Genomic DNA, 21,225 nt, shown 5'->3' on the forward strand with positions numbered 1-21,225 from the left:
GCCGCGGAGCGCGCCCAGCACGCCGCCGAGACCGCCGGCGAATACCAGGAGCTCGCGGTCAGGGCCGTCGAACGCGCCGAGGACGCCGCGGCCGGCGCCGTCACGCTGGCGGAGAAGCTCGCGGCCGTCGAGTCCACGGTCGGCGCCGAGCACCTGCGCGTGCTGGAGCGGCTCCAGGAGACGCAGGCCGCGTACCAGACCTGCCGCCGCCTCATCCGCTCGGTCAACGACGACCTGGCCCGCATGCACGCCCGGCTCGGCGAGCTCAGGGGCGAGCTGGGCACGGCCGAGGAGAAGCACGCCGAGGCGGGACGGGTGCGGGACGAGGTGTCCGAACGCTTCCGCGGCCTGACGGCCGGGCACCTGGCGGCCGACGCGCGGGCGACGGTCGAGCTGGCGCGCGACGCCGGGGTGCGGGCCGTGCTGGTCTCGGCCGGGGACGTCGCCGAGCAGCTCGCGGCGGTGCCGTACGAGCAGAAGAACGTCAAGGAGGCGGAGGCGCGGCTGCTGGACGCCTTCCACCACGCCAGGGAGATCCTCGCCGACCGCGCGGACCTGGAGCTGACGCCCGACGAGGACGTCCAGCTGCTGACCGCCACCGTCGCCGGTGTCCGGGCGGGGGCCGCCGCCCTCAGCGAGGCGCTGCGCAAGGAGCGCGACGAGCGGCGCTCGGACATCACGGAGGCGGAGCGGGACCTGTTCGACCGGACGCTGGCCGGCGACACGCGGCGGCACCTCGCCGACCGGATCAGGCAGGCGACCGCGCTGGTGGAGGGCATGAACCAGCGCCTCGAACGCGTCCGCACCGCCTCCCGGGTGGCCGTCCGCCTGGTGTGGCAGGTCGATCCCACCCAGTCGCCCGGCACCCGGGCCGCCCGCGACCTGCTGCTGCGCGACCCGGCCGGGCTGGACGAGGCCGACAGGGAGGCCCTGTACGTCTTCTTCAGGGACCGGGTGGAGGAGGCGCGGGCCGACAACTCGTCGGCGAGCTGGGAGGACCAGCTCATGAAGGTGCTCGACTACACGGCCTGGCACCGGTTCACGGTCAGGCTGGACCGCGGCGACGGGCAGGGCTGGCAGGACCTCACCAGGAAGCTGCACGGGGCGCTGTCCGGCGGGGAGAAGGCGATCGCGCTGCACCTGCCGCTGTTCGCCGCGGTGGCCGCGCACTACCAGAGCGACCCGGGCTGTCCCCGGTTCATCCTGCTGGACGAGGTGTTCGTGGGGGTGGACAGGACGAACCGGGGGCAGGTGTTCGACCTGCTGGTTAACCTGGGGCTGGACCTGGTGCTCACGTCCGACCACGAGTGGTGCGAGTACCGCGAGCTCGACGGGATCGCCGTCCACCAGCTCATCACCGGCGACGGTGACGACGCGGTGACGACCGCCCGCTTCGTCTGGAACGGCTACCGTACGGTCCCGACGGAATGATCACACGGTCCAGGGTGGGTTGGCGCCCGCGACCGAGCACGTCAGTGCCGCCACCCTCACCGCGAACTCGGCCGCCTCCACCGCCGTCCCCAGATCGAGGCCGTCCAGGCGGCCCCCCAGGAGGTTCTTGGCGGCGAGGCTGTGCAGGAGGCCCGCGGTGAAGGAGTCGCCCGCCCCGACCGTGTCCACCACGTTCACCTCCGGCGCCGGCACCGACGCGCGCTCGCCGTCCAGGGACACCAGCGCGCCCGCCGCGCCCCTCGTGACGACGATCAGCCGGGCGCCGGCGGCGTGCCAGGTGTCGCAGGCACGCTCCATCGGCACGCCGGGCAGCAGGAAGTCGAGGTCGTCCGCGCTGAGCTTGAGGATGTCGGTCCACTCGCACCAGCGCGACACCGGGTAGTCGGCCAGGGAGGCGAGGCTGGGGCGGACGTTCGGGTCGACCGAGATCGTGGCGCGCCCGGCGGCCTCCCGCGCGAAGGCCTCCACCGCCGTCCGGCCCGGCTCCCTGGCCAGGGCGAGCGATCCGGTGTGCAGGCAGGCGACCGGGCCGAGGCGGTCCAGGTCCAGCTCGTACGGGGTCCACTGCCAGTCGGCGGTGCCGTCGGCGTAGAAGGTGTACTCGGCCTGCCCGCCGGCGTCGAGGGCGGCGACGGCGAGCGTGCTGGGCTCCTTGGCGTCGATGGCGGCCGAGAGGTCCACGCCCGAGGAGGCGAGGTGGCGGCGGAACAGCTCGCCGAACACGTCGCCGGAGACGCGGCCGAGGAAGCGCGTGGGGGTCCCGAGCCGGGCCAGCGCCACCGCCGTGTTCGCGGGCCCGCCGCCCGGCAGCACCCGCAACCCCAGCTCCATCGCCTCCCCGCCGTGCTCGGCAGGCCCGGATATGAGGGGGTGGTCGCCGGGGGAGCGGGTGGTGAAGCCGTCGGCGACGCACTCGCCCAGGACAGCGATCATCGAGCCTGCCTTTCAGGCACGTTGCCGATTTGTTACGGCATGGGGGCATTGACGTTTCTCGGATGGGAGTCCATCATCGCAGCACAGCGGATGTCAACGTTGACATATGTCAACGATGACATCGGGTCCCCCCTGATAGGAACCGCCCATGAATGCAAAGATTTCGGCCGGACTCCTGGCCACCGCCCTTCTCGTCACCGGATGTGGCGGCGGGGGCGGAGGCGCCGGGCAGAGCTCCTCCGCGACGCCCAAGGTCGGCCTCATCACCAAGACCGAGACGAACCCGTTCTTCGTGAAGATGAAGGAGGGCGCCCAGAAGTCGGCCCAGGCCAACGGCATGGAGCTGATGACCGCCGCCGGCAAGTTCGACGGCGACAACGCCTCCCAGATCACGGCCATCGAGAACATGGTCGCCGCCGGTGTGAAGGGCATCCTCATCACGCCGAGCGACACCAAGGCCATCGTGCCCGCCGTCAAGAAGGCCCGCGACGCGGGCGTGCTCGTCATCGCGCTGGACACGCCGACGGACCCGCAGGACGCCACGGACGCGCTGTTCGCCACCGACAACCTGAAGGCCGGCGAGCTGATCGGCCAGTACGCCAAGGCCGCCATGGCCGGCAAGCCCGCCAAGATCGCCACCCTCGACCTGGCCCCCGGCATCACCGTCGGCCAGCTCAGGCACGACGGCTTCCTGAAGGGGTACGGGATCGCGGAGGGAGACCCGTCCGTCGTCTGCTCCCAGGACACCAGGGGCGACCAGGCCAAGGGCCAGACCGCCATGGAGAACTGCCTGCAGAAGGCCCCCGACATCAACCTCGTCTACACGATCAACGAGCCCGCGGCGCTGGGCGCGTACACGGCGCTGAAGGCCAAGGGCCGCGAGAAGGACGTGCTCATCGTCTCCGTGGACGGCGGCTGCACCGGCACCAAGGCCGTGAAGTCGGGCCAGATCGCCGCCACGAGCCAGCAGTACCCGCTCAAGATGGCCGAGGACGGCGTCAAGGCGGTGTCGGAGTTCGCCAAGACCGGCAAGAAGGCCTCCGGCTACACCGACACCGGCGTCACCCTGATCACCGACAAGTCCGTCTCCGGCGTCGAGGCCAAGGACACGGCCTTCGGCCTGGCGAACTGCTGGGGCTGACATGGCCGTCATGGAAGCGACGCTGCCGCGCCGCCTGATCTCCGCACCCGTCGCGGGCCCGCTGGCCGCGCTCGTCCTGGCCTGCGTGTTCTTCGCGCTCAGGACCGACCAGTTCTTCACCGGCCCGAACTTCTCGCTGATCATCCAGCAGGTCATGGTGGTCGGCACGCTGGCCATCGGCCAGACGCTGATCATCCTGACCGCGGGCATCGACCTGTCCAACGGCGCGATCATGGCGTTCGGCGGCATCGTGATGACCAAGCTGGCCGTGGACAGCGGCCTGCCGCCGGTCCTCGCGATCGCCGCCGGGCTCGCCGTCTGCTCGCTGTTCGGGCTGGTCAACGGGTTGCTGGTGACACGGATCTCGTTGCCGCCGTTCATCGTGACGCTGGGCATGCTGAACGTGGTCTTCGCCCTGACCCACATCTACTCCAACGAGCAGACGGTCACGGACCTGCCGCCGGTGCTGACGTTCCTCGGCCAGACGTTCCAGGTCGGGCAGACGAACGTCACCTACGGCTCGCTGCTGACGATCCTGCTGTTCCTGCTGTTCGCGTACCTGCTCGGCTCCACGGCGTGGGGCCGCCACGTGTACGCGCTCGGCAACAGCCCCGAGGTGGCCCGCCTGACCGGCATCAGGACGCGCCGGCTGACCATCGGCGTCTACACGCTGGCCGGCTTCGTGTACGGCATCGCCGCCCTGCTGCTGGTCTCGCGTACCGGCGTGGGCGACCCGCAGGCCGGCCAGACCGACAACCTGGACAGCATCACCGCGGTCGTCCTGGGCGGGACGAGCCTGTTCGGCGGCCGCGGCCTGGTGATCGGCACGCTCGTCGGGGCGCTCATCGTGGGGGTGTTCCGCAACGGGCTGCAGCTGATGGGCGTACCGTCGATCTACCAGACGCTCATCACCGGCATCCTGGTGATCCTCGCCGTCGCGGTCGACCAGCTCTCCCGCAGGAGGAACCGATGACGACCCCCGTGCTCCAGGCCCGCGGCCTGGTGAAGCGCTACGGCCACGTGACCGCGCTCGACGGCGCCGACTTCGAGCTGATGCCCGGCGAGGTGCTCGCCGTCATCGGCGACAACGGCGCCGGCAAGACCAGCCTCATCAAGGCGCTCACGGGCGCGCTCCAGCCCGACACCGGCGAGATCCTGCTCGACGGCAAGCCGGTGCGCTTCCGCGACCCGCTGGAGGCACGCCGGCAGGGCATCGAGACCGTCTACCAGGACCTCGCGGTGGCGGCCTCGCTCGACATCGCCACGAACATGTTCCTCGGCCGCGAGATCCGCAAGCCCGGCATCCTCGGCAGCGTCTTCCGCATGCTCGACAAGAAGCGCATGCGCGAGGAGTCCGCCCGGCACATGGCCGAGCTCAAGATCGGGCTGCGCTCGCTCACCCAGCCGGTCGAGTCGCTGTCCGGCGGCCAGCGGCAGGGCGTGGCCGTGGCCAGGGCGGTGGCGTGGGCCACGCACGTCGTGGTCATGGACGAGCCCACCGCCGCGCTCGGCGTCAAGGAGTCCGGCCAGGTGCTCGACATGATCAAACGGGTCCGCGACGGGGGCACGCCGGTCGTGCTGATCAGCCACAACATGCCGCACGTGTTCGAGATCGCCGACCGCATCCACGTCCAGCGCCTCGGCCGCCGGGTCGCCCAGATCAAGCCGGGTGACCACAGCATGGCCGAGGTGGTGGCCATCATGACCGGCGCCCTTCAGGTCTCGGACGGCAAGGCGGTGGTGGCGGACCAGGGCGCGGCGGAGGCTATCGGGTTGTCCTGATGGGCGGCCACTAACATGGGCGCAATGCGGCGTCCGACGATGACAGATGTGGCGCGTGAGGTCGGCGTCACGGCGAAGACGGTCTCGCGGGTGCTCAACGACGACGGCCCGGTCGCCGTCGAGACCCGCGAGCGCGTCATGGAGGCCGTCAGGAAGCTGGGCTACCAGCCCAACCTGATGGCCCGCAACATGCGGGTCGGCGCGCGCGACGCCGCGATCGGCCTGGTCATCCCCGAGATGGGCAACCCGTTCTTCGGCACGGTCGCGGGCGGCATCGAGAGCGCCGTCCGCGCCCGCGGCCTCACCCTCATCGTCGGCAACTCCAGCGAGACCGCCGACCTGGAGCAGTCGCTGATCGCGACGTTCCTGGCCCGCAGGGTCAGCGCGCTCATGGTGGTCCCCTCGGCCACCAGCGACCACCGCCACCTGCGCAACGAACGCGTGGCCGGCCTGCCCATCGTCTTCCTCGACCGGCCGGCCGTCGGCCTGACCGCCGACAGCGTGGTCAGCGCCAACCGGGAGGGCGCCAGGGCCGGCGTCGCCCACCTGATCGCCCACGGCCACCGCAGGATCGGCTTCGTCGGCGACGTGCCCGCCGCCCTCTACACCCGCCGCGAACGCTTCCAGGGCTACCGCGACGCGCTCGAAGGCGCGGGGCTGCCGTTCGACCGGGGCCTGGTGGAGACCGGCCACGACCAGGAGGCCGCGGCCCGGGCCACGATGCGGCTGTTAGCCCTCGGCGATCCGCCGACCGCCCTGTTCGCGGGCAACAACCTCGCCTCCACGGGCGCGGTGGTGGCGCTGTCACGGGCCCGCCGCAGGGACGTGGCGCTGGTGGGCTTCGACGACCTGCCCCTGGCCGAGTGCCTGGACCCGCCGCTGACGGTCGTGGCCCAGGATCCGGCGCGGATGGGGGCCGCGGCGGCCGAGCAGGTGCTGGCGCGGCTGGACGGCGACCGCTCCAAGGCCCGCAGGACGCTGGTGCCCACCCGGCTGGTCGTCCGGGGCTCGGGCGAGCTGCCGGCCCCCAGGTAGCTAGCGGGGGTAGGCGCCGCCGTCCAGGCTGAGGACCTGGCTGGTCAGATAGCCGTTGCGGAGGACGGCCAGGGCCAGGTCGGCGACCTCCTCAGGCCGCCCGAAGCGGCCGACCGGGAGATGGCTCGGGCTCGCCGTGGCCGGGAGCATCGCGGTGTCCTCGATCAGGGCGGGCGCCAGGGCGTTGACCGTCACGCCGTGCGAGGCCACGCGGGCGGCCAGGAAGTGGAGCATGCCGTGCAGCGCCGCCTTGGACGCGGCGTAGTGCGGGCCGACGATGCCGCCGGTGAAGGCCGCGATCGACGACATGAACAGCACCCGCCCGAACCCCCGCGCCGCCATCCCCGGCAGCGAGTGCTGCGCCAGCAGGAACGGCGCGCGCAGGTTGACCGCCATCGTGCGGTCCCACGTCACCGCGTCCACCGCCGTGTACTCCTGCTGGATGGCATAGCCCGCGTTGGAGATCAGCAGGTCGACGGGGCCGAGCGCGTCGGCCGTGGCACGCAGCAGGGCGACCGGGACCTGCGGGTCGGCCAGGTCGCCCGGGAGCGCGATCGCGTCCACGCCGGCGGCCCGCGCCCGCGCCACCAGGTCGTCGGCGTGCTCGGAGCGGGTGCCGTACGTGAAGGCGGTCCTGACTCCCGCGGCGATGAGGCGGCGCCCGATCGCCTGCCCGATGCCGCCCGACGCGCCGGTCAGCAGGGCCACGCGGCCAGTGAGTTGGGTCATGTCACCCAATCTTCCCCGTGACTGAGGCGTTGACGGCACGTTGGAATGGGGCGTTTCCGTACGTCTTCCACTGTGTGCTCACGCGTAACTCGCGGTCCACCTGGGCGGTCTACGGTGCGCGCATGAGAATGCGCAGGTTACTCGCGAGTGTGCTGGCCGGAGTCGTCGCCGGCGGTACCGTCGCGGTCGTGCTGACCCAGACGACTCCCGCCACGGCCGAGCGCCGCGGCCAGGCACCCATCGTGATCGGCCACCGGGGCGCGAGCGCCCACCGGCCCGAGCACACGCTCCTGTCGTACGAGACCGCCATCGCCATGGGCGCCGACTACATCGAGCCCGACCTCGTCTCGACCAAGGATCACGTGCTGGTCGCCAGGCACGAGAACGAGATCTCCGGGACGACCGACGTGTCCGCGCACCCGGAGTTCGCCGACCGGCGCACCACCAAGACCGTGGACGGCCGGCCGATCACCGGCTGGTTCACCGAGGACTTCACGCTGGCCGAGCTGAAGACGTTGCGCGCCAAGGAGCGCGTCCCCGACCTGCGGCCGGACAACACCGCGTTCGACGGGCTGCCGGAGATCCCGACGTTCGAGGAGGTCGTGAAGCTGGCGCAGGAGCGCGGCGTCGGCGTCTACCCCGAGACCAAGCACCCGACGTACTTCGACTCCATCGGGCTGTCGCTGGAGGAGCCGCTGCTGGACGTGCTCAACCGGTATCGCGTGCGCAAGGCGTACATCCAGTCCTTCGAGACCGCGAACCTGCGCGAGCTGCGCGCCAAGACCCGCCTGCCGCTGATCCAGCTGATCACGTTCGGGGGCGCGCCGTACGACTGGGTCGCCTCCGGGAGCACCCGCACGTACGACGACATGGTCAAGCCGGACGGGCTGCGCGAGGTGGCCTCGTACGCGAACGGGATCGGGGTGGACACCCGGCGCGTGGTGCCCCAGGACGCCTCGGGCAAGACCCTCGAACCCACCACGCTGGTCGCCGACGCGCACCGGCGCCGGCTGGACGTGCACGTCTGGACGGTACGCAACGAGAACTCGCAGCTGCCCGCCGACTACCGGCTCGGCAACCCGGCCAGCCCCGTCTACCCCCGGGCCACCGGGAACGTGATGGGGTGGCTGTCGAAGCTGATCGACCTGGGCATCGACGGCGCCTTCTGCGACGACCCCGCCATGGGCAGGGCCGTGGTGAGCCGACGGCAGGCGTAGGGACCCGTGGGGCGTCGGCCCTATTCCCCACCGGATCAGTGGGTACATTGGTCCGGTGAGGAACGACCAGCACGGCCTGGCGATGACCGGAGCCGGCGCCGCCGCGGCGCGGCACTACGACCGCGCGATCGACGAACTGCTGCACCTGCGGGTGGAGGTCGCCACCGAGACCAAGGCGGCGCTGGCCGAGTCGCCCGGCTTCCCGATGGGCAACGTCCTGAGCGCGTACCTCGGGCTGCTCACCACCGAGGTCGATGACGCGCGGAAGGCGCGGGCGCGGTTCGGGGCGTTCCGGGACAGGATCGACGAGTCGTCGCTGCTGCCCCGCGAGCGCGCCCACGTGGCGGCCGTGCAGGCGCTGCTCGACGGCGACTGGCTGACGTGCGGGCGGCTGCTCGGCGAGATCACCGTGGAGCACCCGCGCGACGCCCTGGCGCTGGCGGCCGGGCACCAGGTCGACTTCTTCACCGGCGACGCGCGCTCGCTGCGCGACCGGATCGGCGGGGCCCTGAACGCCTGGCGGGAGGACGACCCGCACTTCGGCCACGTGCTGGGGATGTACGCCTTCGGCCTGGAGGAGGCGGGGCACTACGACCGGTCGGAGGAGGCCGGGCTGCGGGCGGTCGAGCTGAACGCGCGCGACGTGTGGGGCATTCACGCGGTCGTGCACACGTACGAGATGCAGGGGCGGTTCGGGGAGGGGCTGCGTTACTTCGACGCGCGGGTCCCGGACTGGTCCACCGGAACGTTCTTCAACATCCACAACTGGTGGCACTACTGCCTTTTCGCGCTGGAGTCCGGTGACGAGGCGCGGGCGCTGGCGATCTACGACTCGGTGCTCGCGGGCGGAGAGACCTGCATGGAGCTGCTGGACGCCGCCGCCCTGCTCTGGCGGCTCCACCTGGAGGGCTCCGAGCAGCACGAGCGCTGGCGCGCTCTGGCCGACGCGTGGCCGGGCAGGGTGGCCGAGCCGTTCAACGCGTTCAACGACATGCACGCGGTCATGTCGTACGTGGGCGCCGGGCGGGTCGGGGAGGCGGAGAAGCTGATCGCGACGCGCGAGGCGTACGTGCTGGAGCCGCGTCCGGGCGTCACCAACCGGGACATGACGCTCAGGGTGGGCCTGCCGGTGTGCCGCTCGCTGGTGGCCTTCGGGCGGGGCGACTATGACGCGGTCGTGGACCTGCTGTATCCGATCAGGCACCGGGTCAACGAGTTCGGCGGCAGCCACGCGCAGCGGGACGCCGTTCAGAAGACCCTGCTGGAGGCGGCCCTGCGGGCGGGGCGGTGGGACATCGCGCGGGTGCTGGTGAGCGAGCGCGTCAACGTCCGGCCGTGCAGCCCGTACAACTGGCTCAAGCAGGCCGCCCTCGCCGATGAGCTGGGTGAACGGGGCGCCGCCGCGGCCGCCCGCCTGCGCGCCGGGGAGCTGGCCCGCAACGGCGGCCTGCGTGTCGGCGATCCGGTCTTGGACGGCGGCCGGTCCTAGCCGGGGAGCCGGCAACGGCGGCCGGGTCCTGGCCGGGGAACTGTCGGAGCCGGCGGGTAGTGTTTGCCGCCATGGAACGCCAACTCACCCTGATGGTCGTACACGCACACCCCGACGACGAGTGCCTCAGCACCGGCGGCATCTTGGCACGCTACTCCGACGAGGGCATCCGCACGGTCCTGGTCACCTGCACCAATGGTGAGCAGGGTGACGGCCAGGGCGGCGTGAAGCCGGGCGAGGACGGCCACGACGACGCGGCGGTGGCCGAGCAGCGGCTGGCCGAGCTGCGCGAGTCGGTGTCCCACCTGGGCATCGACCACCTGGAGCTGCTCGGCTACCGTGACTCCGGCATGGAGGGCTGGGACGCCAACGCCCACCCCGACGCGTTCGCCAACGTGCCGGTCGAGACGGCCGCCGCCAAGCTGGCCGCGTTGATGGAGCACTACCGGCCCCAGGTCGTGGTGACCTATGACGAGACCGGCGGTGGCGGTTACGGCCATCCCGACCACGTCCAGGCCCACCGCGTCACGGTGGCGGCCGTCGAGCAGACCGGCATTCCCGACAAGTTCTATTACACGGCCATGCCTCGGTCCGGCATCAAGCAGATGTTCGAGATGATGCGGGCCAGCGGGGTCGACCTCGGCGACTTCCAGCCGTCCGACGACTTCGGCACCCCCGACGAGCGGGTCACCAGCGTCGTCGACATCGCGCCGTTCGTCGAGCGCAAGCTCAAGGCGCTCAGGGCGCACGAGAGCCAGGGCGAGAACATCTTCCTGCTCCGTATGCCCGAGGAGGTGCAGCAGCAGGCGTTCTCGCACGAGGCGTTCGAGCGGAAGCTGTGCAAGGTGGACGCGCCCGATCATGAGGAGGACCTGTTCGCGGGACTGCGTGACGGCTAGCCTCCAGAACATTATTCTGAGCCCTATGGGCGCCCTCGTCGGTTATCAGCTCAAGGACTCCGTCGCCACCATCACCATGGACGACGGCAAGGTGAACGCGGTCTCGGTCCAGATGCTGACCGAGCTCGGCGCCGCCCTCGACCGGGCGGCCGCCGACTCGGCGGTCGTGCTGCTTGAGGGCCGGGAGGGGGTCTTCTCGGCCGGGTTCGACCTGAAGGCGCTCGCGGCGGGCGGCGACGGGGCGCTGGCGATGGGCGTGTTCCTGCTGCTGTCGGCCGACTAGCGGCGGGCGCGGACGGCTCAGCAGGGCCTGCCTGTCGTGCTTCAGGTCCGGCGAAGGAGGGCGGACGCCGCCTCGACGCTCGCGACGACGTCGAGCCGGCCCCAGCGGACAGGCCAGGAGAAGCGGCGGTCGATGGTCCAGGCCAGGACGGCGTCGAGGTCGTCCGGGGAGTTCAGGCGGTCCTCGTCGGCGATCACCAGGGCCGCGGCAGGGCCGACGGCGGGATCGGCGATGGCGCACCACGAGGAGTCCGCCAGGGGAAAGGCGTCCGACCGGAACATCCCGTGCAAGGTCGCGTAATCGTCGTCGAGCGGACTCCGTTCACTGTCGAAGTAACGGCCGAACACGAAGTCGCCCAGCACGGCACCCGTGAAGGCGCCGACGAAGCGCAGCGTCTGCGCGCCGATCAGCGCGAGCACCCCGTCCGCGCCCCACAGCACCGCCTCCGTCCCGTCCGGCGCCTCGATCGACCCGACAAGTGCCGGTTCGTCGCCCAGCGACCACACCTCCGCCCGCCCGTCCGCGGTCAGGCACGCGCCGAAGTCCCCGGAGCTCTCCCAGGCCCAGGGGCGCTCCTGGCCGTCGTAGAAGTACCGGCCGACGCGCCTCGTGATGGCGATGGGCAGGTGGTACTGGTGGCGCCCGTGCACGTCGTGAACGTCGACACCGCCGCCGTCCTCCACCACGACCGCCAGCCGGGCCTCGGACCCGCGCATGCCCCAGTGCAGCGACCCCTCGGCCTGGGCCACGGGGTCGCCCACCCGCTGCCCGGTGCCGGCGTCGAAGACGGTCAGCCGGCGCGGGCGGCCCGGCGTCAGCGCGGCGGCGTACCGATCGTCCGGGCTCCAGGCGACCGGGCCGGCGGTCAGCGCCAGCCAGCGCATCCGCCCGCCCGGAAGATCGACCACGGCGGCCCACGTGTCGTTGTCCCCGAGCAGCCGCCCGCCGTCGCGGGACCAGCGCACCCGGCGGAAGGAGAAGTAGTCGTCCTTGAGCCGCTCCTTCGCCTCCTCCGGCAGCGGTTCGGTCAGCATGGCCGGCTCGGGGCCCGTGTTGTGGTGGCGGTAGTCGTTGTAGAAGACCTTGCCCTCGTCCAGCGCCGCGACGCAGCCCATCATCTCGTGCTCGCTGCTCATCGAGATGTAGGCCCGGCGGCCGTCGGGGGCCAGGGTGAAGATCGCCGCGGCGTCGTACCCGTCCGTGACGTCCGCGCTCCCGTACGGATTCGTACGCGCGCCGAACGGGTCCCACACTCCGACGTTGTTCGTGCAGAACGCCAGCGCGACCCGGGTCCCGTCCGCCGACCACTGCACGGTGTCGCGGCGGCCGGGCCAGCCGACGCCGTACATGATGTCGATGGTGTTGACGAGGCGCCCCGTGGCCATCTCCCACACCTGCAGCGGACCGGTGCCGTCGTAGTTGTCCTTCGTCAGGCCACGGCCCGTGGCGAGGTAGCGGCCGCACGGGCTGAGCGCGTAGTCCTGAAAGCCACCCCCGAACATGGTGTACGGGTGCCGCAGCCGCGCCCCGCGCTCGCGCAGGCGCTCGGTGGCCAGCAGGTGCGCGCCGGTGACGCCCTGCCGCTCTTCCACTTCGGCCAGAAGATCACGCAACGGCAGCAGGTCCCGCTCCGGCTCGAACGCCGACCAGTCGGCCTCCTCCAGCAGTTCGAGCAGGGCGGCGGGATCGTCCCGCACCGCGTCCAGATCGGGGAAATCCCCGGACCCCGTACGCGGGGCCGGCGCCAGCAGTTCCGTCACCGGCATCACCGGCACACCCAGCCGCTCCGCCGCGCGGACGTGCTCGTTCGGGTAACCGCCGTCGTACCCGTCGAACACGACGTCCACCGAACGCGACACCTCGTCCACGACGCTCGCCCCGGCCGCCTCGACCCGCGCCTTCAGCTTCGCGACGGACTCGGTACGGAAGCTGCCCGCCACGACGACGGTTCTGCCTCGAAGATCCATAGCTGGCGAGGATAGACGAAGCCGAGCAGGCTGCCGTACCACTGCGGGACAGCGCCTACGGTGGGTGCATGCGCCTGACCGCCTTCACCGACATCTCCCTGCGCATCGTGATGCGGCTGGCCGTGGCGGACCCGGACGACCTGCTGACCACGCGGGCCGCCGCCGACCTGCTCGCCGTCCCCTACACCCACGCCGCCAAGGCCGTCGCGAGGCTGAGCGAGCTGGGTGTGGTGGAGGCCAGGCGCGGGCGGGGCGGCGGGTTGCAGCTCACCGCGGCCGGGCGCGGGGCGACGGTCGGGGGCCTGGTCCGCGCCCTCGAATCCGCGGGCGACGTGGTGGGCTGCGAGGACGACCCGCCGTGCCCGTTGCGGGCGGCCTGCCGGCTGCGGTCCGCGCTGCGCCAGGCCCAGGAGGCCTTCTACGCCTCGCTCGACACGATCACGGTCGCGTCCCTGGTGGACGCGCCGACCGGGCCGCTTCTGCTGTCGTTGACGCCCCCCGGAAAGGGGACCGACCCCGCCATTGCTTAATATGAATCCCAGATACCAATTTATGGTCCTTTCTGGGAGGTCTCATGCTGTCCGCTGAGAGCGCGGCGATCGTCGGCGAAACCCTGCCCGTCGTGAAGGCGCGGCTCGAGACGATCACGGCCAGGTTCTACGAGTCCATGTTCGCCGACCGCCCCGAACTGCTCGACGGGCTGTTCAACCGCGGCAACCAGCGCAACGGCGAGCAGCGGCAGGCCCTGGCGGGCGCCTTCGCGGCGTTCGCGGCCGCGCTGGTCGCGAACCCGGACGAGCGCCCCGACGCGCTCCTGGCGCGCATCGCGCACAAGCACGCGGCGGTGGGGGTGACCGACGACCAGTACGTGATCGTCCAGAAGTACCTGTTCGGCGCGATCGCCGAGGTGCTCGGCGACGCCGTCACGCCCGCGGTCGCGGCGGCCTGGGACGAGGTGTACTGGCTGATGGCCGGCGCGCTCATCGCCATCGAGGCCCGCCTGTACGCCGACGCGGGGGCCCGGCACGGCGACACCTGGCGGCAGTGGCGGGTGGCCGAGCGGCGCGAGGAGACCGCGGACGCCATGTCGCTGGTGCTGCGGCCGGTCGGCGACGCGCCGGCCCCGTCCGCCCGGCCCGGCCAGTACGTCAGCGTACGGGTACGGATGCCCGACGGCGTCCGCCAGCTCCGCCAGTACACGCTCTCGGGGAACGGCGCGGACGGCCTGCGCCGCATCACGGTCAAGCGGGTCGGCGACGGCGAGGTGTCCAGCCTCCTGCACGCCACCGCCAAGGAGGGGGACGAACTGACCCTGGCCGCGCCGTTCGGCGACGTGGCGCTCGACGGCGGCAAAGCCCCGCTCGTACTCGTCTCGGCGGGCATCGGCTGCACCCCGATCACCGCGATGCTGGAGCACCTCGCGCTCACCGGCGACACCCGCCGGGTCCTGGTGCTGCACGCCGACCGCTCCCCGGCCGCCCACGCCCTGCGCTCGGACATGGAACGCCTGGCCGACGCTCTGCCCGGCGGGGAGCGGATCTTCTGGTACGAGGAAGGCCACCCCCGTACCGGGAGGATGTCCCTGGCCGGGGTGGACATCCCGGCGGGCGCGGTCGTCTACATGTGCGGGCCTGTGCCGTTCATGCGGACGGCGCGCGGCGAGCTCATCACGGCCGGGGTCGCCCCGCGCGACATCCACTACGAGGTGTTCGGCCCGGACCTGTGGCTCGGCGCGGCCTGAAAGCGGCTCCCGGGGCGGAGCTCAATGGCCGACGCTCTGGTAGTGGTCGAGCTGGCGCCGCCACACGAGGTAGGCCAGCACGATCAGGATCACTCCCACCAGCGGGGCGGCCAGCGCCCAGGGGTTGCCGAGCTTGCCCAGCACGACGCTCGCCGGCACGTACGCCACGAACGCGACCGGCAGCACGAACGTGAGCGGCCTCGCCCCGCATCCGCTGGCCGAGGCTGAGCTGGCGCACCGGGGTGTCGAGGAACTCGTCGAGCCCGAGCAGGTCGCGCACCTTCTTCAGCGACGTCTCGAAGCGCGCGGCGGGAACGTCATAGAGCGAGCCCACCAGCCGTAACGACTCGATCAGCGGCAGGTCCCACCACAGCTGGCTGCGCTGGCCGAAGACCACGCCGACGTTGCGCGCGTTGGCCGAGCGGCTGCGCCAGGGCACCAGACCGTTGACCCGCACGGTGCCGGTCGTCGGGGTGAGGATGCCGGTGAGGATCTTGATGGTGGTGGACTTGCCCGCGCCGTTCGGTCCGAGGTAGCCGATGACCTCGCCCTCGTCGATCGCGAAGCTGACGTCGTCGACAGCGGTCTTGTGGTCGTACTGCCGGGTGACCAGTGTGCGTAACGCCCCGAAAGGGCCGGGGAAGGTGCGTGGCCGGCGGAAGACCTTGGTTAGTCCCTCGACCCGGATCATGCACGAATACTTTCTTCGGGGCGCGCACGCTGCAACTTGTTTTCACGGCCCCTAGCCGGAGGTGGCCGAGACCCAGATGGTCCATCCCTGGCGGCAGGCACACGGTGGTCCGCTTCCGCAACGAGGGTGGTGAATACGGATGAAGGCCCCGCCAGGCCCTGGGCCGCCCCGTGGACGGCGACGGCAGCGGACCGATCGAGCAGACTTTTTCACGAGAGCCCGTGCAACGAAACCGCTCGGAAGGCGAGAAGCCATGGTCGATGTGTTCGCGAAATGCCGGCTGCCCGAGACATATCAGTTCGTGAAGGACCTCGGCGTCTATCCCTATTATCAGGCGATCGAGGAGCGGTCGGACAGGGGCGAGGTCGTGATCGACGGGCGGGTGCTCGTGCAGGCGGGCTCCAACGACTACCTCGGCCTGTCGGGCGACGAACGCGTGAAGGAGGCAGCGGTCCGGGCGACACGGCGGCTGGGCACCGGCAGCGGCGGCTCACGCCTCAGCAACGGCTCGCTCGCGCTGCACGAGGAGCTCGAGGCGCGACTGGCGGCCTTCTTGGGACGGGCGGCGGTCATGGTGACCAGCGCGGGCTATCTGGCCAATCTCGCCCTCGGGGCGCTGATCGGGCCCGGTGACACGGTGATCGGTGACCGGCTGGTCCACGCTTGCCTGATCGACGCCGTACGCTTGGGCGGAGCACGGTTACGCCGCTACCGGCACAACGACATGGACCATCTGCAGCGGCTGCTCGACGCCTCCGGCCCTGGCGCCGGGCGGCTGATCATCACCGAGGGCATGTTCTCCACCTCCGGCGGCGTGTGCGACCTGCCGGGCATCGCCAAGCTCGCCCGCGCGTACGGCGCCCGCGTGGTCATGGACAGCGCCCACGACATCGGCCTGCTCGGTGCGACAGGCCGAGGGGCGGCCGAGCACCACGGGCTGGAGAGCGCGGTCGATCTGCAGACCATCACCTTCTCCAAGGCACTGGGCACCCTCGGGGGCGCGGTGGCCGGCCCCGAGGAGATCATCGCTTACCTGCGGCACTACGCGCGGTCCATGGTGTTCACGGCCGCGTTGTCCCCGGCGTGCGCCGCGGCCGCGCTGGCCGCTCTGGAGATCATCATCGCGGAGCCGGAGCGCCGTCACCGTCTGCGGACGGCGGCACAGCGGTTGAGCGGGGAACTGTCCGCGATGGGCTACGCGGTCGTCCCCTCCGATCGGCCGGTCATCGCGGTGCCGGTCGGCGACGACCTCCTGTGCTTCCAGTTGTGGCGGGAGCTGTTCGACGAAGGCGTCTTCACCACCGCCATGATCTCGCCCGGAGTCCCGCCCGGCGAGGCGCTCATCCGGGTCAGCATTACCGCCGCCCACACCGAGGCCCAGGAGGAACGCATCGTGTCGGCGTTCGCTACGGCCGGACGCCGCCTGCGGCTCGTCCGCGAGGGGTAGCGGCAGGCTCGGACGGCGGTGGCAGGTGCCGCGACATCTCGTACGGCGTCGTCGGAGGGCAGGAAATCGCTTCCGTGCAGCCGCGCGCCCGGCCCCGCTCGACGGCGCGGGGGAGCTCGTGTTCGAGCGCGGCACCGACGCGCGAGCGGGAGACCATCATGCTCGCTCATCAGGCCGCGGCCAAGGACGCCAACGGCCGCACCGGGTGCGGTACGAGGAGCTCGACGCCGACCCGTCGGGGGTGACACGGGAGATCCTCGGCTTCCTGGGCCTCGACCTGCCCCAAGGACGCGCGATCGTGGCCGGCCACCGGCGCCAGGCCGACGAGCTGCACGCCGCCTGGATCGAGCGCTACCGCCTGGATCGAGTCGCTACCGCCTGGATCGAGCGCAACCGACAGGGGCGAGCGCAACCGACAGGAGTGAGCGGCCCGCAACCCGAAGAGGCCCGCGCTCCCCGGGTTGCGGGGCTTGTCCCGACGACGTCAGCTGAGTCGGCTGGGTGTCACCAGGTTGGCGTCGGCGGAGTCGGCTGGGTGTCATCAGGGCGGCGTCGGCCGAGGCGGCCGGGCGCCACCGGGATGGCGTCAGCCGAGCCAGCCCGGTGCCACCAGGACGGCCCAGGCCGCCAGGGGCCCCACCACGACGATCGCCGCGCCGTACGCCAGGAGCTTGCGGTAGAAGGCGTCCCGCTCCATGCCCCTGACGTTGGCCACCAGCAGCGCCCCCGTGGTCGAGAACGGGCTGACGTCCACGATGGCCGACGACACCGACAGCGCCGCGATCATCGCGACCGGGCCCAGGGAGCCCTGGTTGAGCAGCGGCACGGCCAGCGGGACCAGCGCGCCCAGGATGCCCACCGTCGAGGCGAACGCCGACACCACGCCCCCGACGTAGCAGATGAGCAGCGCGACCAGCAGCGGGATGCCGATCGCCGCCACCGCCGAGCCCACGTAGTCGACGGTGCCGATCTCCTGGAGCACGCCCACGTACGTGACGACGCCGCAGATCAGCAGCACGGTCGGCCAGGCCACCCGCTCGACGGCGCCCTTGTTCGTCCTGGGGGAGGTGAGGGACAGGACGACGGCGACGGTGACGGCGGTCAGGCCGACGTCCAGCTTGAACACCAGCACCGCCAGGCAGAGGGCGACGATGCCGGTCAGGGTCAGCGCCTGGTGCGGGGTGAGGCGCAGGCCACCGGACCCCGCGTCGGAGGCGTCGGGGGCCGGTTCCGGAGCAGCGGCATCGTCGGCGGTCTCCACGGAGACGGACGTGGCCGCGGCCCCGGGGGCGGACCCGCTGGACGACGGGCCGGCGGCGGCCCCACCCGAAGGCGAGGCGGCCGAAGAGGCGGCGGCCGAAGAGGCGACGGCCGAAGAGGAGACGGGCGAAGAGGAGACGGGCGAGGAGGCGACGGGCGAGGAGGCGGCGGCCGAAGAGGCGGCGGGTGAAGGGGAGACGGGCGAGGAGGCGACGGGCGAGGAGGCGGCGGGTGAAGGGGAGACGGGTGAAGGGGCGGGCGCGTCGGGGGAGACGGCGCCGCGATTGACCAGGTGGCGGCCACCGAAGATGAAGAACACGACCGCCGCCGCAGCCGCGTTGAACGCGAAGCTCGACAGGAACAGCACCAGGTCGTCCCCGGGCAGCTTCGCGTCCCTGCTCACCCCGTTCACGATCCCGCCCAGCACGCTGATCGGCGAGAACGCGCCCGCCTGCGTGCCGTGCGCCACCATGAGCCCGATCAGCATCGGATGGATCCGGTAGTCGGCCGCGAACCCGAAAGCGATGGGCGCCAGGATCGCCGCCACCGCCGGGGCCGGCGCGCCCACGGCCGTCAGCAGCGCCGAGATGGCGAACACCACGATCGGGATGGCGGCCAGCCGGCCGCGCACCAGGTGCACGGCGGCCCGTACGAGCCAGTCGACCGTGCCGTTGTTGGTGGCGATCGCGAACAGCAGCGTCACCCCGACCAGGATCACGAACAGGCTGCCGGGGAAGGCCCCCAGGATGTCGTCCGTGCTCATCCCGGCGGCCAGCGTGCCGACGAGGAAGGCGCCGACCAGGGCCAGCGCGCCCAGGTTCACGGGGAAGACGGTCGCGATGACGAACATGACGATGAGGGCGAGAATGGACAGGAGCTCTGCGGACACTGCGTACTCCGATCTCCCCCGAGCGTTATGGCAGGTCGACCACCTGGTGGAGGAGCTCGACCGGATGGCGGGCAGCGCGTCCCGCGCCGTGGGCGATCTGCTGGCGGCACGAGACCCCCGTGGCCGCCAGCAGGGTGTCGGGCGAGGATGCGGCGATCGCCGGGAAGAGCCGGAGGCCGCCGATCTTCATGGACAGGTCGTAGTGCTCGCTCTCGAATCCGAACGAACCGGCCATGCCGCAGCAGCCGGCGTCGATCTCTTCCACCTCCGCCCCCGGGATCCTGGACAGCAGCTCGCGCGTGGCCGCGGTGCCGACGACGGCCTTCTCGTGGCAGTGGCCGTGCAGGAGGATCCGGCGCCCGCTCAGCCCGCCGTTCAGCGGTAGCGAGCCGTCGTCGACGGCCTCCGCCAGCAGCTCGGGGATGAGCCTGGCCCGCGCCGCCACCGCCGCCACCCGGGGGTCGCCGGGGAGCAGCGCGGCGTACTCGTCCTTGAGCGTGAGCAGGCAGGACGGCTCCAGCCCGACGATCGGCGCGTCCGAGCCGGCGAGCCGGCCGACCATGGCCTCGGCCATCGCGCGGGCCCGGTCCAGCAGCCCCTTGGAGATGCTGGAGCGGCCGCAGCAGCCCTCGGACTCCAGGCGCACCTGATAGCCGGCGCGCTCCAGCAGCTCGACGGCGGCCCGCCCGATGCCGGGCTCGCTGAAGGAGGTGAAGGAGTCCGCGAGCAGGATCACTTCCCGCCGCCCGGAACGGCGCCCGGCGGCGGGCGGCCGGCGGGCGAACCAGCGGAGCAGGTTGTCGCGGCGGAAGCGGGGCAGGGGCCGCCGCGTGCTCAGCCCGAGCGGCCCGCGCAGGGGGGCGGCCAGCCAGTTCGACAGGGGCGCGGTGGCCGAGCCGAGCCGGTTGAGCGTCCGGATCGCCCCGAACAGCCGCGACCGCGCCGGCACGCCGTGGGTCTCCTGGTACTGGTGCAGGAACTCGCTCTTCATCGCCGCCATGTCCACGCCCAGCGGGCACTCCGACTGGCAGGCCTTGCACTCCAGGCAGAGGTCGAGGATCCCGTGCAGCCGCCCGTCGCCGAGGGCCTGCCGGGGGTCGTCCGAGGACAGGGCCTTGACCAGGGCGTTGGCCCGGCCGCGGGTGGAGTGCTCCTCCTCGCGGGTGGCCATGTAAGACGGGCACATGACGCCCGTGTCGTCCTTGCGGCAGACCCCGACGTTCATGCACCGGTCGGCGGCGGCGTGCATGCCCTCCGCGAACGACAGGGTGGTGCGCAGCGGGCTCGGCGCGGGCATCGCGGGATCGCGCAGGTGCTCCGTCATCGGGGGCGCGTCCACGATCTTGCCGGGGTTCAGCAGGCCGCGCGGGTCGAAGGCGTGCTTGATCCGCCGCATCGCCTCGTAGACCGCGTCGCCGAACAGCCGCCGGTTGAACTCGGAGCGCGCCAGCCCGTCACCGTGCTCGCTGGAGTTGACGCCGCCGTGCCGGGCGGCCAGCTCGGCGATCTCCTCGGCGACCGCGCGCATGGTGCCGATCTCGCCGGGCACGCGCAGGTCGACGAAGGGCCGGATGTGCAGGCAGCCGACCGAGCAGTGGCCGTAGAAGCCCGCGGAGAGCCCGTGCCGGGAGAGGATCTCCGCGAACTCCTCGACGTATGGCAGCAGCCGCTCCGGCGGCACGGCCGTGTCCTCCACGAACGCCAGCGGCCGGCGGCTGCCCACGCTGGAGGCCATCAGCAGCCCGAGCCCCGCCTTGCGGACCTTGAGCACGGCGGCCTGCTGCCCGGCGGTGACGGCCCGCAGGGTGTGGTAGCCGTGGCCGTTCGCCTTCCAGGTGGCGGCGAGCTTGTCCACGCGGTCGGCCACCTCGGCGGGACTGTCGCCGAAGAACTCGACGAACAGCAGCGCCTCGGGGTCGCCGGACAGGATGTCGCCGAGCCCGGCGTAGTCCACGCGCCGCCTGGACAGGTCGAGGATGGCCTTGTCGATCAGCTCGACCGAGGCGGCCTCGAAGGAGAGCGCGTCCGCGGTGGCGGCGATGGCGGACGGCGTGGAGGTGAAGTGGCCGACGGCGATGGCCTTGGCCCGGGGCCGGTCCACCAGCCCGACCGTGGCCTCGGTCACCACGGCCAGCGTGCCCTCGGAGCCGACGACCAGCTTGGTGAGGTCGGGCAGGTCACGGGCGGCCAGGTCCAGGCGGTAGCCGCCCGAGTGCCGCCAGAAGCGCGGGAACCCGGACAGGTCCACCCCCCGCAGCGCCCCGGCCACG

18 protein-coding genes and 2 pseudogenes are annotated in these 21,225 nt (G+C 72.0%); 13 read left to right on the forward strand and 7 right to left on the reverse strand.

The features are described 5' to 3' along the window. On the forward strand, positions 1 to 1,431 hold a 1,431-nt coding region (locus ACWDX9_RS42975), incomplete at its 5' end, for an SbcC/MukB-like Walker B domain-containing protein (protein ID WP_449965230.1). Here the strand turns inward: ACWDX9_RS42975 and ACWDX9_RS42980 are convergent. Next, complete coding sequence (locus ACWDX9_RS42980; protein WP_449965233.1) at positions 1,432 to 2,385, reverse strand: carbohydrate kinase family protein; 954 nt, start codon at positions 2,383 to 2,385, stop codon at positions 1,432 to 1,434. It lies immediately after the preceding gene. Between the two features lie 148 nt (positions 2,386 to 2,533). Here ACWDX9_RS42980 and ACWDX9_RS42985 point away from each other — a divergent pair, with 148 nt between their 5' ends. From ACWDX9_RS42985 to ACWDX9_RS43000, 4 genes are read left to right on the forward strand one after another with little or no spacing between them, the layout of a single operon-like run. Continuing rightward, positions 2,534 to 3,526 carry a substrate-binding domain-containing protein gene (locus ACWDX9_RS42985; protein WP_449965234.1) on the forward strand — a complete coding sequence of 331 codons (993 nt, stop codon included), beginning with the start codon at positions 2,534 to 2,536 and terminating at the stop codon, positions 3,524 to 3,526. Between the two features lie 10 nt (positions 3,527 to 3,536). Further along, complete coding sequence (locus ACWDX9_RS42990) at positions 3,537 to 4,499, forward strand: ABC transporter permease (protein ID WP_449965237.1); 963 nt, start codon at positions 3,537 to 3,539, stop codon at positions 4,497 to 4,499. Further along, positions 4,496 to 5,308: an ATP-binding cassette domain-containing protein gene (locus ACWDX9_RS42995; RefSeq protein ID WP_350727767.1), complete on the forward strand. Its 813-nt coding sequence runs from the start codon at positions 4,496 to 4,498 to the stop codon at positions 5,306 to 5,308. The genes ACWDX9_RS42990 and ACWDX9_RS42995 overlap by 4 nt, the downstream gene beginning before the upstream one ends. A 24-nt stretch (positions 5,309 to 5,332) precedes the next feature. Continuing rightward, positions 5,333 to 6,343 carry a LacI family DNA-binding transcriptional regulator gene (locus tag ACWDX9_RS43000; RefSeq protein ID WP_350727768.1) on the forward strand — a complete coding sequence of 337 codons (1,011 nt, stop codon included), beginning with the start codon at positions 5,333 to 5,335 and terminating at the stop codon, positions 6,341 to 6,343. Here ACWDX9_RS43000 and ACWDX9_RS43005 read toward each other — a convergent pair whose 3' ends face one another. Next, entirely contained in the window at positions 6,344 to 7,072 is a 729-nt protein-coding gene (locus ACWDX9_RS43005) for an SDR family NAD(P)-dependent oxidoreductase (RefSeq protein WP_364249342.1), read from the reverse strand. It lies immediately after the preceding gene. A 122-nt stretch (positions 7,073 to 7,194) separates the two neighbouring features. Here ACWDX9_RS43005 and ACWDX9_RS43010 point away from each other — a divergent pair, with 122 nt between their 5' ends. The 4 genes from ACWDX9_RS43010 (at position 7,195) to ACWDX9_RS43025 (ending at position 10,960) form a co-directional block, all read left to right on the forward strand. After that, positions 7,195 to 8,289: a glycerophosphodiester phosphodiesterase gene (locus ACWDX9_RS43010; protein WP_449965241.1), complete on the forward strand. Its 1,095-nt coding sequence runs from the start codon at positions 7,195 to 7,197 to the stop codon at positions 8,287 to 8,289. A 55-nt stretch (positions 8,290 to 8,344) separates the two neighbouring features. Then, on the forward strand, positions 8,345 to 9,778 hold the full coding sequence (locus ACWDX9_RS43015) for a tetratricopeptide repeat protein (RefSeq protein WP_449965244.1): 1,434 nt from the start codon (positions 8,345 to 8,347) through the stop codon (positions 9,776 to 9,778). Positions 9,779 to 9,849: 71 nt separating this feature from the next. Continuing rightward, on the forward strand, positions 9,850 to 10,677 hold the full coding sequence (locus ACWDX9_RS43020) for a PIG-L family deacetylase (RefSeq protein WP_355195777.1): 828 nt from the start codon (positions 9,850 to 9,852) through the stop codon (positions 10,675 to 10,677). Positions 10,678 to 10,702: 25 nt separating this feature from the next. Beyond that, positions 10,703 to 10,960 carry an enoyl-CoA hydratase-related protein gene (locus tag ACWDX9_RS43025; protein ID WP_449965247.1) on the forward strand — a complete coding sequence of 86 codons (258 nt, stop codon included), beginning with the start codon at positions 10,703 to 10,705 and terminating at the stop codon, positions 10,958 to 10,960. Positions 10,961 to 11,001: 41 nt separating this feature from the next. Here the strand turns inward: ACWDX9_RS43025 and ACWDX9_RS43030 are convergent, their stop codons facing one another. Then, positions 11,002 to 12,927 (reverse strand): hypothetical protein, encoded by a 1,926-nt coding sequence (locus tag ACWDX9_RS43030; RefSeq protein WP_449965250.1) that lies wholly within the window; start codon positions 12,925 to 12,927, stop codon positions 11,002 to 11,004. A gap of 68 nt (positions 12,928 to 12,995) precedes the next feature. Between ACWDX9_RS43030 and ACWDX9_RS43035 the strand changes: the two genes are divergently transcribed. Beyond that, positions 12,996 to 13,457, forward strand: a complete 462-nt coding sequence (locus ACWDX9_RS43035) for an RrF2 family transcriptional regulator (RefSeq protein ID WP_449965252.1) — start codon at positions 12,996 to 12,998, stop codon at positions 13,455 to 13,457. Positions 13,458 to 13,501: 44 nt separating this feature from the next. Then, entirely contained in the window at positions 13,502 to 14,668 is a 1,167-nt protein-coding gene (locus ACWDX9_RS43040) for a globin domain-containing protein (protein ID WP_449965255.1), read from the forward strand. 21 nt (positions 14,669 to 14,689) lie between these two features. Here ACWDX9_RS43040 and ACWDX9_RS43045 read toward each other — a convergent pair whose 3' ends face one another. Both ACWDX9_RS43045 and ACWDX9_RS43050 read right to left on the reverse strand, forming a co-directional pair. Next, the gene (locus ACWDX9_RS43045; RefSeq protein WP_449965257.1) at positions 14,690 to 14,854 is read right to left on the reverse strand and encodes an ABC-2 family transporter protein; all 165 of its coding nucleotides are present in this window, start codon (positions 14,852 to 14,854) and stop codon (positions 14,690 to 14,692) included. Positions 14,855 to 14,879: 25 nt separating this feature from the next. Beyond that, positions 14,880 to 15,359: pseudogene (locus tag ACWDX9_RS43050) on the reverse strand (ATP-binding cassette domain-containing protein); the annotation flags it as partial. 253 nt (positions 15,360 to 15,612) lie between these two features. Here ACWDX9_RS43050 and ACWDX9_RS43055 point away from each other — a divergent pair. After that, complete coding sequence (locus ACWDX9_RS43055) at positions 15,613 to 16,806, forward strand: aminotransferase class I/II-fold pyridoxal phosphate-dependent enzyme (protein ID WP_449965260.1); 1,194 nt, start codon at positions 15,613 to 15,615, stop codon at positions 16,804 to 16,806. 205 nt (positions 16,807 to 17,011) lie between these two features. Continuing rightward, positions 17,012 to 17,158: pseudogene (locus ACWDX9_RS43060) on the forward strand (hypothetical protein); the annotation flags it as partial. 234 nt (positions 17,159 to 17,392) lie between these two features. Here ACWDX9_RS43060 and ACWDX9_RS43065 read toward each other — a convergent pair. Both ACWDX9_RS43065 and ACWDX9_RS43070 read right to left on the reverse strand, forming a co-directional pair. Continuing rightward, a complete protein-coding gene (locus ACWDX9_RS43065) occupies positions 17,393 to 18,955 on the reverse strand; it encodes an SLC13 family permease (protein WP_449965262.1) in 1,563 nt (520 codons plus the stop codon). Between the two features lie 25 nt (positions 18,956 to 18,980). Then, the coding region (locus ACWDX9_RS43070) for an FAD-binding and (Fe-S)-binding domain-containing protein (protein ID WP_449965264.1) at positions 18,981 to 21,225 on the reverse strand (2,245 nt) is incomplete at its 5' end.

This window comes from Nonomuraea sp. NPDC003201 (assembly GCF_053590415.1).